9 protein-coding genes are annotated in these 12874 nt (G+C 41.6%); 1 reads left to right on the top strand and 8 read right to left on the bottom strand.

From position 1 onward, the window contains the following. Genes LPB86_RS08005 through LPB86_RS07980 form a run of 6 tightly spaced genes read right to left on the bottom strand, consistent with a single transcriptional unit; the run spans position 1 to position 9729 of the window. On the bottom strand, positions 1 to 1188 hold the full coding sequence (locus tag LPB86_RS08005) for a DUF5009 domain-containing protein (RefSeq protein ID WP_230642241.1): 1188 nt from the start codon (positions 1186 to 1188) through the stop codon (positions 1 to 3). A 5-nt stretch (positions 1189 to 1193) separates the two neighbouring features. Further along, a complete protein-coding gene (locus LPB86_RS08000; protein WP_230642240.1) occupies positions 1194 to 2534 on the bottom strand; it encodes a glycosyl hydrolase family 18 protein in 1341 nt (446 codons plus the stop codon). 10 nt (positions 2535 to 2544) lie between these two features. Beyond that, entirely contained in the window at positions 2545 to 3543 is a 999-nt protein-coding gene (locus LPB86_RS07995) for a glycosyl hydrolase family 18 protein (RefSeq protein ID WP_230642239.1), read from the bottom strand. A 5-nt stretch (positions 3544 to 3548) separates the two neighbouring features. Beyond that, positions 3549 to 5150: a SusD/RagB family nutrient-binding outer membrane lipoprotein gene (locus LPB86_RS07990; protein WP_230642238.1), complete on the bottom strand. Its 1602-nt coding sequence runs from the start codon at positions 5148 to 5150 to the stop codon at positions 3549 to 3551. Next, positions 5150 to 8650 (bottom strand): SusC/RagA family TonB-linked outer membrane protein, encoded by a 3501-nt coding sequence (locus LPB86_RS07985; protein WP_230642237.1) that lies wholly within the window; start codon positions 8648 to 8650, stop codon positions 5150 to 5152. Before LPB86_RS07985 ends, LPB86_RS07990 begins: the two co-directional genes overlap by 1 nt. 35 nt (positions 8651 to 8685) lie before the next feature. Then, a complete protein-coding gene (locus LPB86_RS07980) occupies positions 8686 to 9729 on the bottom strand; it encodes a FecR family protein (RefSeq protein ID WP_230642236.1) in 1044 nt (347 codons plus the stop codon). Between the two features lie 86 nt (positions 9730 to 9815). Here LPB86_RS07980 and LPB86_RS07975 point away from each other — a divergent pair, with 86 nt between their 5' ends. Further along, positions 9816 to 10520, top strand: coding sequence for a response regulator transcription factor (locus LPB86_RS07975; protein ID WP_230642235.1), 705 nt, complete (start codon positions 9816 to 9818; stop codon positions 10518 to 10520). Positions 10521 to 10545: 25 nt separating this feature from the next. On the opposite strand, the gene LPB86_RS07970 is transcribed toward LPB86_RS07975, so the two are convergent. Beyond that, positions 10546 to 11457 carry a glycerophosphodiester phosphodiesterase family protein gene (locus LPB86_RS07970; protein WP_230642234.1) on the bottom strand — a complete coding sequence of 304 codons (912 nt, stop codon included), beginning with the start codon at positions 11455 to 11457 and terminating at the stop codon, positions 10546 to 10548. 1 nt (position 11458) lies between these two features. Further along, on the bottom strand, positions 11459 to 12871 hold the full coding sequence (locus LPB86_RS07965) for a calcineurin-like phosphoesterase family protein (RefSeq protein WP_230642233.1): 1413 nt from the start codon (positions 12869 to 12871) through the stop codon (positions 11459 to 11461). Positions 12872 to 12874: the final 3 nt, after the last annotated feature.

The following is a 12874-nucleotide window of genomic DNA, read 5'->3' as shown; positions in this document are numbered from 1 at the left end:
TTAAATCTTAAGCCTGATCCTGATTTTGGCCAGTAAGCCACAGAGGGCAACGATAAGCAGGGCGTAACAAAAAGACTTTGCTAATCCGACTGCCCCTGTTCGCAATACTGATGGCAGTTGGGGTAAATTAAATAAGCCGATCAAGGCGTAGTGCATATAGGGTAAAAGGTAACAGGTAAGTGTACTGGTGCCCGCCGGCTTAATGAAATTATACCATTTACGTTGCTGCAAAATTTCTGTAAGGTAAACCATCAGCCCAAAAGCTACAATAGTTATTGCTGAGCTTAGACTAACCCATGCCGGTGTTGCACGGATTTTGGAAAGCCCCCAGAGTGGAAAAGTGATATAACTAAAAATAACCAGTGCCAGGGTAAATGCGCTGATACTTAGCCAGAACTTCCAATTTTGTGCGGTAAACTTTCTATACACCAATGCCGTAATGATCCCCGCTAATGTTAAGGCTGGCATTGCTCCATTTTCTACAATCCACACATATTGCTGCAATTGATGCAGCCCCGAAAGCCAGCCCAGGTAATTGAAGGAATTGAAAGCCATAAAAAACACAAAAGCCAGTATTTGCACCAGCAAGCGGCCGGATGAAAACAGAAACACAGCGCTGGCGATAAAGTAAGCCCAGCCAATTAAGCCCAGAATCCCCCACCATTGTGGTTTCATGGCTAGTATGCCTGCATCTTTTCCATCGTAAAAAAACATGGCCATACCCACAAGAATCAGGATGCCTGTAGCTTTCAGGATTTTGCTTAATAAAGGTTTGTACTCCGTATAATCCAGCCAGACCAGAAAAAACCCAATGGTAACCAAAATTGTCCAGCAACCCTTGGATAATACGGCCGCTTCACTGTAACTGTCCATATTGACATGAAAAAAGCCCATAACCAGTAAGGCCAGGGTACGGGCTACGATGTGAAGAAAAATCTCCACATCAGTATCGCCCTTTTTCCTCCGGCTATCAATAGCATAAGGCACCGATAATCCTACAATAAATAAAAATGCGGGAAAAACCACATCTGCCAATCCCATATAGTTTGCTCCCCCCGGTGCATGTTCTAACCATTCCGGAATTTTGATAAGGCTCCACAAATCATTTACAAAGATCATCAGCACCATTACTATAGCCCTTAATGCGTCTATTGAAACCAGTCGCTGTGGTTTTATTACTTCAGCCAAAGCAACTATTTAAGTGTTTTGTAAATTGCAGCCATGAGTGAATTTGTCCCTTTTACATCGTAATCTCCTGCATATAAATAAGCTCCTTTATAGCCATTTGCTTTAATATAGGCAGTTTTTTGATCTACTAATGGAATCCCGTTAAAGTAAATACCGAAATCTGTGTTGATCATTTCCTTGTTATATGCCAATGGATCAATTGCCAGTATATCTTTATACTTGATGTAGCCATAAGAGCCCCAGCTCAGGTTATTGCCAGCCCCATCAATAGCCGTATACCGCAATCCGAAAGCAGGGATGCCGATAACAATTTTGCTTTTGTCTATTTTGTTTGCCCAGATGGCAGCGCAACTTTGCATATAGGCCAGACTTGATGCTTGTCCTCTTGGCGCACCAGGCCCTACAAAAGTACCCTCTTCAAAGGCATGCACATTTACCCAGTCTGCCACTGCAAGATTAGCATATTCCCAATGCATGTAATTTGTGGTTACGGTAGCCGTTACCAATGATCCTGCGGGCAAAGCTGCTTTAAGGGCGGTAATAAAGGGGCCAACCGATTGGGCATTGGCGGCAGAAATATTATAAAAGTCATTACTTAAATCTGTCATCATCACATCTACACCGTCCAGCCTATGGTTTATTACATATTCTGCAACTGTAGTAACCAGGGCAGCCCGTTTTGTAGCGTCACTGATTACGGCGCCAAACTCATTGCTGTTGTAGAGCGACCAGCCGTCTATGCCAGATAGGGTTCCTGATATACCCAATAAAACAGGTACATGTGCAATGTGCGCCCTTGCTACCAATTCATCCCCGGTCTGATTGAGGGTAGCTTTTGAAAAATCAACAGCACCGGATGCTGCAACCCTAAAGCCTTTATAGGTAACATGGGTAACGTTTGCAAAATCCACATCGGCCACGGTAGCATCTTCGGTAAGGTAAGCCATAGCAATATTGGTATAGGTTTTTGGCGTGTAAGTTGTTGGGCTTACCAATACATTAGAAATTCTGGTAGAAGTTTGTCCGTTATACGTAGCTTCCACTTTAACCTGATATTCGCCACCCGCTGTTGGTGTAAAGGTGTAAGTGGTATCTGTTGAAACCTCTACCCCATTTACCTTCCAGGAGATTTTGGCTTTCTCTATTGGTTTAGGTGAAAAGGTAAGGCCATTGTAAACTGCCGATGTACCCTGAAAAATGATACGCTTGGGGGAAATGAATACCCCATTGCCATCAATAATTCTAGGGTGAAAGTTATCATCTGTAGCTGCTTCTTGTCCCTTTTCGCAACCTGCAATTACAGCTGAGAGGAGAAAGGCAAGAATTAAATATTTTATGTGGTTCATATTACTAAGATTATAATGATGAATTAATTGCGTTTAATAGAGAATTATCTCCTGCGGCATCTCCCAGCAAATGCCAGATCATTACGCCGCCCATTTTTTTCTTAAGTGCAAAAGCTACCTTTTTCCTGATGGTAGGCAGGCCATTGTAAAAAAAAGTACCCTTGCCGGTTACTACCCAGAAATCTTCTTTTTCTGATCCGGGATAACTGGTTACCAGCTCGCTAAAATTGATGCTCTCCTGGATATTTGCGCCAAAGCCGTATCCATAAAAAGGAAGCCCTATTACCAACTTATCTGCAGGGATATGTCTGTTTACATTCCAATGTGCAAAATCTGATTCTGCATACTCATAAGGTGCATGTGGCCCCGGTTCGTCTTTTTTCCATGGCCCGGTTTTATCGTAAGACATGATATTGATCCAGTCAAACAAGGCCAGTGCTTTATCCGTATAGGCAGCAGAATTCCAGGTGGCCACGGCAATGGTCATTACCTTACCGTCTTTTTTAAGGCCGGCACTCAGCTCGGTTACAAAACCTTCAAAGTTTTCATTTACAAAATCACCTTCCAGATCTACATCTATACCATCCAGGTTATAGGCCTGGGCCAGTTGTAACAGGCCATCAACAAGTATTTTCCTGCTTTGTGGTTTAATCAGTTCCTTCAGGTGTCCCGGTGCATCTCCTCCTGCCAGAGCAGAGATAACCTTTACATTGTTTTCATGGGCCTTTTTTACCAGTTCCTGTAAGCCAGGAACAAATGCGAAAGTCCCTGCTGCATCTGGATTGATAAATGAAACATTTACGTGCGTGATTTTAGTAAATTCTATTTTAGGCAGGGCCGTTATCAAATCATTGGCGTATAAATAGCCAATGACCTTTAGTTTCTTCTTTTCAGCCGCTGTAACCTCAGGTTCAGTAGCAACCGCATCAGATTTACCACAGCCAGAGAGAAGTACGGATATCAAAAAAACCTTCAGCAGGCTAGTTGCAGGTATTCGATTGCTCATCATTTCTGTTATAATTTGTCCCACCATACTCTTCCGTTCCAGCTGTCTACACCACCCAATGCAGGAAGTACTTTTTCAAAATTAACCCGGTTTTGCTCTTCCTCTGTATAAGGATACTCAAATCGTCTTGGAATGGTTAAACTCTCTCCCGGCTCTTCTGCATTTGTACCCGGGGTTAAGACCGGAAAACCCGACCTTCTCCAATTAGCATAGGCCTCCGGGCCATTGAGGAACAAGGTGATCCAGAGCTGTGTATTGATCAGTTCCAGTTCTCTACCAGCAATGAGGGCATTTCCCTGAAGAAAAGCATTAATTTCTGTTGACGGAATTGTTGGCCCACCAGGAAAAAGGCTCAATTGCAGCATGGCAGCCTCAATACCTTTTTGATAATGACTGCTGGCTGTACCACCAAAAGTAGCACCAAATCTAAAGGTAGCTTCGGCCAGCAGCAATTCTACCTCAGCATAGGTTAAGTGCAAAAACGGCGCATTAAAGCGCAGTAAAAAATTGGCTGGCTGTGCTTTTTGATCGTTGTTTAAGGCAGAATATGCACCTACACCCGGAACAGTGATGGCTATGGCCGATTTAAAATCATCCCAGATGTAATTACCGGGATTGACACCAAAATATCCACCGGTTACTGCCAGCAAAGGCTCCGTAATGTCAATACGATTTAAAGGATTACCGCCCGGTAAGTCAACATAATTTTTCACCATGTACTTCATCCTCGGATCGTTGGTGCTATTAAGTTGGTTTAGAAATGGAGTTGTAAATCTGCCGGGCACTGCACCGCCGTTGAAAAAAGAGGCCGAAACGCCATTACCCTTAATATTTCCTTTCCCTACTTCTTCATAAGGATTTTGAATGTCTTCATGCACTGTTTTACAGATATCGGCATTGCTGGTAAATACGCCGGCATTAAAGGCAAGTTGTGCCTCTGTTTTTGCTTTTGTGGGATTGATCTTTACCAAACGCATGGCAAGGCGCAAATGCAGGGAATTGGCAAACTTTTTCCAGGCATTGATATCTCCGTTGTAAAAAATATCACCTTTTACAGCATCCCTGGCTGTATTTAATTGTACGGATGCTGCAGTAAGTTCTCTAAAAAAGCTGTCGTAAATTTCTGCCTGGGTATCAAATTTAGCTTTAATGCCCAAGCCGGCCTCGCTGTAGGGAATATCTCCGTACAAATCTGTCATCCTTGCAAAAGAGTAAACTTTCATAATGCGACATACTGCATTGAGGTTAGACTGTGCCGCCACATCTGTAGTTCTCTTTACGGCATCAATGATGTTTACCAGATCAGATCCATAAGAATCTTCCCACAGTACCCCCATTACATTAGGACTGTTAAAATAGATACCGCCCCACCTGTTGCTGTAAGAGCCGGCAATATGCTGTACCAAAGGCATAGTCATCATAAAACTTGTCCTCTCATTTACATTCAGATCTCCGGAGAATCGCAGTTGCGCAGTAGTTAACTGTACTGAGGGATCCATATTGGATGACCGGGTGGGATCTATGTTGGTATCTCCAAACTTTTTACAGGATGAAATGCTAAACAGGATGATTCCTGCTGCCAGCAACATTTTATATAAGTGTGTTTTCATTAGAATCTAAAATTAAGGTTGAAACCAAAACTGCGTCTGCCCGGTAAAGAGCCATACTCTACTCCTTGCCCGTTACCATTACTGTAATTGGAATCAGGATCTACATTGGGAACATTTTTATAAATAATGAATGGATTTCTAGCCACTAAGGCTACCTGTACATCTTTTACGCCCCATTTAGCCGTTAAAGTTTCGGGCAACCGATAGCTTAAGGTAAGTTGTCGCATTTTGATATAGGAGGCATCGTAGATAAAGGGACGGCCAACAGAGTTAGAAATATCGCCCAGTGCACCCCAATAAATTGAGGGATCAATAGCCCTTGTATTTTGGGTATAGATGGGGGTTCCATCTGTATTGGTTCCTGTTTGTATTACACCTTGTGGTACATAACCCCTGGTTAAACCTGATGCGGCCCATTGCGCAGGAGTTTGGCCTGCCGCCTGGCGGTCTTCTTCTGATTTAATCCATTCTGCCCTGCCTTCTAATGTACTAATGGAAGAACCATTGGCAGCAGCAAAATAATTGGTAAGCGATAAGAGGTCCGCACCATATTTAACATCCAAAACAGCCTCAAGTGAGAAGTTTTTATAAGTCATGGTACTGCTTAAACCGCCAGTCCAGTCGTAAATGCCCTTACCCATCACTGCCCTGTTGGTACTTAATAGGGGCTGCAGATCTACACTACTCAAAATAATATTCCCACTAGGATCTCGCTGGTAATCGTAGCCCAATAATGACCCATAAGAAGTTCCGGGCATGGCTACTACAGAAACCCCCATCCAACGAGCATCTGAAAGGGTTAAAAATGGTGTACCCTCTGCAAGAGATTCAACATTGTTTTGGTTTCTGGCAAAAGAGATGTTTAAACTCCAGTTAAAGTTTTTGGTAGCAATGGGTGTTGCGTTGAAAGCGATTTCTATTCCTTCGTTACTGATCACCCCAGCATTGATAATCTCGGCTTTATAACCCGAAGATGGGGGCGTAGGCACTATATTCAACTGATCTTTTGATTTGGAGTTGTAATAGGTAAGGTCGATCCCGATTCGGTTGTTGAAGAATTTAAGCTCTGTACCAAATTCATAAGATGAAGTTATGGTTGGTTTTAGGGTGCTGCTTGATTTTACATCGGTTGATAAACCACCAGTTGGCAATCCATTAAAAGACATTGAATTGCTTCTATAGTACTGATCAATTAAAAAGGGGTCTGTATCTGAAGCTACCTGCGCAACAGAGGCCCTGAATTTACCAAAAGACAGAATCTTCTTATCTAGCTTGAAGGCATCAGTAAATATAAATGCCGTACTTAAAGATGGGAACAACTTACTATTGTTCTGTTCTGGTAAAGTAGAAAACACATCCTGCCGAAGTGTTGCATCTGCATATAACCAGCCTTTGTAGCCAGCAGCCACAATTCCATAAACAGAGTTGATGCTTCGGCGATTGGCCACCGGGGTTACCGATTGCTGGGTGTAACTTGTGGGTATGTTTACATCAGTTACGGCCTGATTGGTAAACTGCATAACATTACCTGTTCTCCTGTTGCGCGTAATACTGCTACCTAACCGAGCTGAAAGATTTAAAGATGGCGTTAATTGTTTTTGCGCCGTCAGCAGGGCATCAGCTTCTATGGTATTGTATTTACTGTTGTTTTGATCAAGCGTGCCCGTTAATGCGCCAGGCGTAGTTTTTGGACTAAACTTTTCATAATTCACATAGGTTTGATCTGATGATGCCCTACCCTGCAAGCTTAACCAGGTTAAGATGTTATAATTTAACTGGGCAGAAGCAATTAAACGGTCTTTAGTGGTTTCGTTTTTCATCTCATTAATTACCCAATATGGATTTAACCTGTATTGGTTACCATTGTTCCAATCAAGGTAACTGCCATCGGCATTTTTGTATTCATTGGCAAAACGGGCCTGATCTACTGTATTGGCTAAAGACAAAAAGCTGTTACCAATGTTTGCAGGATCATCTGCCAGAGAAGGACGGTTATCCACTTTTTCATTCATGTAAAAAGCCCTGGCTTCTAAAGTGACCTTCTGGCCAAATTTGGAACTACCATTAAAAGTAAAGGAGTTTCTATTGATGCCACTTTCGGGTATAATATCCTTGTTAGTCAGATTGGCGGCAGAAAACCTGAAACTGGAATTTTCATTGCCGTTGGTAAAAGAAAGTGTATTGGTAAAGGTAGATCCGGTTTTAAAAAAACCATCAATGTTATTTTTCACATAGGCGTAGGGTACACGGGCACCTGTGCCGGTGATTACACTCAGATCTGGATCTATACGGGCACCAAAACTTTTGGTTAGCGTATTGTAATCCTGAATGGCCAGGGTATTGATGAGTTGTCGTGTACCTTGTCCATACAAAGACTGGTAGCCATCGTAACTGGTGAGCTGACTTTCTATGGATGAAGTGCTGTTGAACTCAATTCCAAGATCTGCTCCCTTACCACGTTTAGTGGTAATTAAAATAACCCCGTTAGCAGCTCTTGAGCCATATAAGGCAGATGCAGAAGCACCCTTAAGTACGTTGATGGTTTCAATATCATCTGGATTGATGGCCGAGATGGCATCGCCCATATCTACACCGGAGGCATACAAACCGCCGCCGGTGCCGCCATAATTAGAATTGTCAATTGGTATTCCATCTACAACATATAAAGGCTGGTTGTTTCCGGTTACAGAGGTGCTTCCCCTGATAATTACCCTGGAAGCAGCCGTTGGCCCACCAGCAGTTCCATTGATGATAAGACCGGGTACTTTACCCGCCAGGGAATTGATGACGTTAATTTCCCTGGCTTTTTTTAGGCCCTTGCCATCTACCGCAGCAACGGCATATCCTAAAGATCGTTCTTCTCTTTTGATACCCAAGGCTGTTACCACGGTTTCGTTGAGCTGATTAATTTCTTCCTTTAAAACAATGGTTACGCTTTTTTGCGCTTCATTTGCAAGGAGGGCCGCAGCCTGAAAGCCCAGCATTTTAAATCTGATCATATCGCCCTTACCCGCCTGGATAAAAAAGTCGCCCTGAGCATTGGTTGTAGTAGTTTTATCCGTCACCGTATTCAATACAATAACGCCAGGAATCCCTACCTTTTTTTCGTCTGTTACTTTTCCTGTTAGTACAAATTGCATAGGCTTAGTTACAGGAGGCGGCGTGTAAGACTGGATCATAATGGTTTTGCCATTGATCTGATACCTAATATTGATTTTAGTGGAAATTGCATTTAAAACCTCACTGAGCTTCTTATTTTCAATGCTTAGATCAATCTTTTCTTTAAGGTTGAGGTCTAAAGGATTGTAAGAAAAGTGCACTGCCGCTACGTTTTCTACTTCCTTAAATGCATTTAACACGGTGGTATTTTTCCAGTTAAAGGAATACAGCTTTTCTTTAGATTGGGCATATCCTGCGCAGCCCAGCATGAGTACAAAACACAAGCATGTTTTTTGCAGCAGGCCATAAAAGAAATACCAATTTGGTAAAGGTTTTTTCATATTGTTTAGGTTAGGTTTAGGTGGTTGGTTTTGGGTTATTTATAGAAACTGAACGTTACTTTTTCATTCTTGATTTTATAGGTAAAGTGATTGGAGAACCCGATAGCATCTAATACCCTGGTTAAACTTTCATTGTGAAATTCTCCGGTAAAGGCTATTGGGGTTTTGGGTTGATTGCTGGTGTTAATTTCTACGCCGTAAATGGTTTTAAGTACTGTTTTGATCTCTTTTAATGAGGCCATTGAAAAATGCAGGCTACGACTGTTCCAGTCTTCAATTTCCCTGAGGTTGAAAGTTGTTTTCAACATTTTTTCCTGCTTGCCGGCTACACTTACTTTTTCTCCTGGCAGCAACTGCAGCTTATTGGTAATTTGTTGTCCGTTTACCACACCAATGCTTACTTTACCAGTGGCCAGCATAACAGAAGTTTCTGGACTGTTGCTATAGTTATTGATTTTAAAAGACGTTCCTAATGCGGTAGTAGCTGTTTTACCAGCAATTACAATAAATGGCTTTTCTTTATTTTTGGCTACTTTAAAATGTGCTTCTCCATTTAACCAAAGTACACGGTTGTGCTGGTTGTAATCTGGTGCTACCCTAAGTTGCGATAATGCGTTAAGGATAATTTCGGTACCATCTGCAAGTGTTATGGTTTTACGTTCATCCAGTCCTGTTTTTATATGGCTACTGAATGTATTTTCCTGAAACAATGGAACCGTTGTGCTGTAGTCTGTTTGATTAAACCAGGCAAAAACACCAACACTGATTAAAATTACCGCAGCAGCATACCAAATTGCTTTTTGAAAGTACATCCTTCTAACTACAGGTATCTGAATGGTTTCGGTACGCTCTATCACTGCTTTTAACTTATACAGTTCTTGCTCTTTTACAGCAGGACTTGCAGCACCAGACAACAATAAAATTAATGTACGTGCCTCATTTACCTTTGTTAGCAGCTCCGGATATTCTTTTATGAGCTTTTCCCAATAAAGAATGTCCTCTTGTCGCTCATTTAGACAGTAATTCACAAAACTTTCTTCGGATAATAACCCTTCAACAGTATATAATAGATATTTCATGCGCAATATTGGTTGTTTTATACTGACAAGTGCAAAGAACTTTAGGTTTTTACCAAAGAATTTAAAATTATTTTTTCAATAGCTGTTTGAGAGCGAATATTAGTAGCTTTATAGCGAAATCTATCTATTTTATTGCCATGATACCTTCGATGCAAATTTCCTTGATTTTAGCCGATGACCACCCAATCGTTTTAGAGGGAATACAAGCGCATTTAAAAAAAGATTCCCGGTTTAATATTATAGCCGCTGTTAGTAACGGACTGGAATTATTACAATCGGAACAACTTTTAAGCACCGATCTTATTTTGATGGATTTAAATATGCCCGGTCTGGATGGGCTGAAGACGCTGGATGAACTAAAAGCCAGGGGCGTTAAGGCTAAAATCATTATTTTAACCAATTACCACTCTTCGGAATTGATTAAAGATTGCCGGTTAAAAGGTGCCAGCGGATATATGGTTAAATCGGACCAGCTTCCTCTTCTTGAGGAAACCATTTTAAAGGTAATGGCGGGCAAACAGATTTTTCCGACACTGGAAGAAAAGGAAGCCAATTCTAGCTTTTCCTTCTTTGACGACTTTTTAAAAAAATACAAGCTTACCAAGCGCGAAGTGGAGATCATCAGGCTGGTTTGCCAGAACTTAAAAACCAAGGCCATTGCAGACCGGCTCTACCTGTCTGAATTTACCATTCATACGCACCGCAAAAACATTATGCGGAAACTGGAAATTGGGGACTCTACGCTTGCCCTCTATGATTTTGCATTAAAAAACAACCTGATTGCCAACTAATTGTTCTTCAGAAGGCATTTCTGGATTATTTGACCAATAAATCTGGATAATCGGAAATGATCCCATCTACTTTCAAAGTCTTTAAACTTGTGATCTCTTTCTTTGAATTGACTGTCCAGGGGATAATTTTGATGCCCTGATCGTGACACTTTTGCACCAATGCCGCATCTACCATTTTATAAGCGGGACTGTAGATATAAGGCTTAAAACCCAAAAAGGCCATACTTTTTTCAAAAGTTTTAAGACCGTGGTTATCGTCAACAAGATAAGATACATGCACTTCAGGATACTTTTTATGGATGAGCTGTATGGTACGTACATCAAAAGACTGGATGACAACGTAAGGTAAAATCTCCTTACGAACCACAACATCCATTAGCAGTTTTACAAATTGTTCAGGCTCCGGATTAAATTTATTGTCGCCCGCTACATCACATTTTGTTTCGATGTTATAAAATGGCTGTTTTTTACCACTTACTTTTATGTATTGCTGTACGGAGTCAATCACATCTGCTAAAAGTGGGATATGGGATTTTATTTTTTCTTGTTTGGGGAACTTACTATAAAATTTGCTGCCTACGTCATATTTGCGCAGGTCAGCATATTTCATTTTGTACAAGATCAATTGTTCTGCTTCTTGTTGAGCAAATTCTTTTCCATCTGGACTTAGCGTAAATTGCGGGTTTAAGTAATCATCGTGCGAAAGCACCACCTTCCCATCAGCGGTAACATGGGTATCCATTTCTAAGGTGGTTACACCAAGATCAACTGCCCCCTTCATAGCAAGGATGGTATTCTCGGGCCATAAGCCTCTCCCACCGCGGTGTGCTTCTGTATCGAAGGCCGGAAATCCGGTTGCTACGGAGTGTTGCCGGATACTTTTAAAAGCCATTAATGTGATGAGGCCTAATCCCGCTATATGCGCTATAGATTTCATGTTATGCGTTTATTTCTGTTGTGTATTTTTCGCCAAAACGATCTGTTGCGGTTACTTTTATGGTTTTTACAGCGGCATCAAAATGCGCAATAAAAAGATGGTCTGTTTGTCGTGGCTCGGGAAAATGACGTCCTGCAGGCAACTCAGGTCCCTGGTACAAAGTTACAGACAAAGGATCTAATCCAACTTGATTTTCCATTTTGCCCATCGGTTTACCATCCAGGAAATATTCTACTTTCCATTCCGGGTCCCAGTTCCAAACGTTGGCAATTACACGAGTTTGGTTGGTTAATCTATCTGCGTACAATTTAATCTGGTGTTCTTTCGGGAAACCAGTGGATTTATAATACCATTTAAGTTTGTTGCCGTTTACTTCGTAAACAGCATAACCACGTGGTGTACCATCTTCACAAATTGGGCCTGTCCACCAGGCACCACACACGGTACCATGGTTGTGTTCAAAAATGCCGTTGGTAATGTTATTGGCATTATAGTGGGTATGACCAGACATGATGTGTACATTTTTAAACCCTTCTAAAACGGCGTAAAAGTCTTTGTTGTTCTTTACCTGATTGTACACCGGAATGTGAAGGTTAATGATCAGCAATTGATCTTTAGCTATATATTGAAGGTCTTTTGCCAGCCATGCCAGCTGTTCTTCAGATATGTAGCCATCGTAATTGCGCTCTGTACCCAAATACCTTACATTATCCAGCACTACATAATGTGCTTTTCCACGGTTAAAGGAATAATAAGTTGGGCCGTAATTTAATTTAAAGGTTTTGTCTGAGGTTTCATCTCCTCCCATACGGTAATCCATATCATGATTACCCAGTGCCTGGAAAAAAGGAATACCCATTTCGGCAACAGCTTCGTTATAATCGGGATACAATGCATGGTTGTCCCAGACAATGTCCCCAACACAAATACCGTGTACCAATGCGTCCTTACCCAGCGATTTTATCACATCAAGGGTATCCGGTACAGAAGTATCCATCATTTGTTTTACATCCTTTTTATTTTTAACCTGGGGATCTGCCCAAATGATGAAATTATGTTTATCGTCCTTTTTGTTTAAAGCTTTCAGCTTAAAGTCATACTGGTTTTTACTGCCAAGCACTTCGTATTGACGAACTACATTGTAGTCTGTTTTAAATTCGTAACCCGCGGGTGTACTCATGAATAAGCTTTCAGCTTTTTGATGCGGCGCAATGGAATAGTTACCGTTTGTATCTGTTAGGGCTACACTATAGCCGTCAGATATTACCACGTCTTTAATTCCTTTCCCGGATGCAGTAACCTTTCCCTTAATGGTTTCACCGTGTTTTAATTTAGCGAAAGCATCAGATTGGAGCGCAATAAATGCGCTCCCTGTGATGAGGCCTAAGCCTTGTATAAATGATCTTCTGTTCATTAG

The organism is Pedobacter sp. MC2016-14 (assembly GCF_020991475.1).
Taxonomy (GTDB): domain Bacteria; phylum Bacteroidota; class Bacteroidia; order Sphingobacteriales; family Sphingobacteriaceae; genus Pedobacter.
This window is presented reverse-complemented; position numbering and strand designations above follow the sequence as displayed.

Excerpts from the sequence above, each read along its gene's own strand:
- LPB86_RS07970 (WP_230642234.1), bottom strand. The coding sequence starts at position 11,457 with ATGAAATCTATAGCGCATATAGCGGGATTAGGCCTCATCACATTAATG.
- LPB86_RS07980 (WP_230642236.1), bottom strand. The coding sequence starts at position 9,729 with ATGAAATATCTATTATATACTGTTGAAGGGTTATTATCCGAAGAAAGT.
- LPB86_RS07985 (WP_230642237.1), bottom strand. The coding sequence starts at position 8,650 with ATGAAAAAACCTTTACCAAATTGGTATTTCTTTTATGGCCTGCTGCAA.
- LPB86_RS08000 (WP_230642240.1), bottom strand. The coding sequence starts at position 2,534 with ATGAACCACATAAAATATTTAATTCTTGCCTTTCTCCTCTCAGCTGTA.
- LPB86_RS07965 (WP_230642233.1), bottom strand. The coding sequence starts at position 12,871 with ATGAACAGAAGATCATTTATACAAGGCTTAGGCCTCATCACAGGGAGC.
- LPB86_RS07995 (WP_230642239.1), bottom strand. The coding sequence starts at position 3,543 with ATGATGAGCAATCGAATACCTGCAACTAGCCTGCTGAAGGTTTTTTTG.
- LPB86_RS07990 (WP_230642238.1), bottom strand. The coding sequence starts at position 5,150 with ATGAAAACACACTTATATAAAATGTTGCTGGCAGCAGGAATCATCCTG.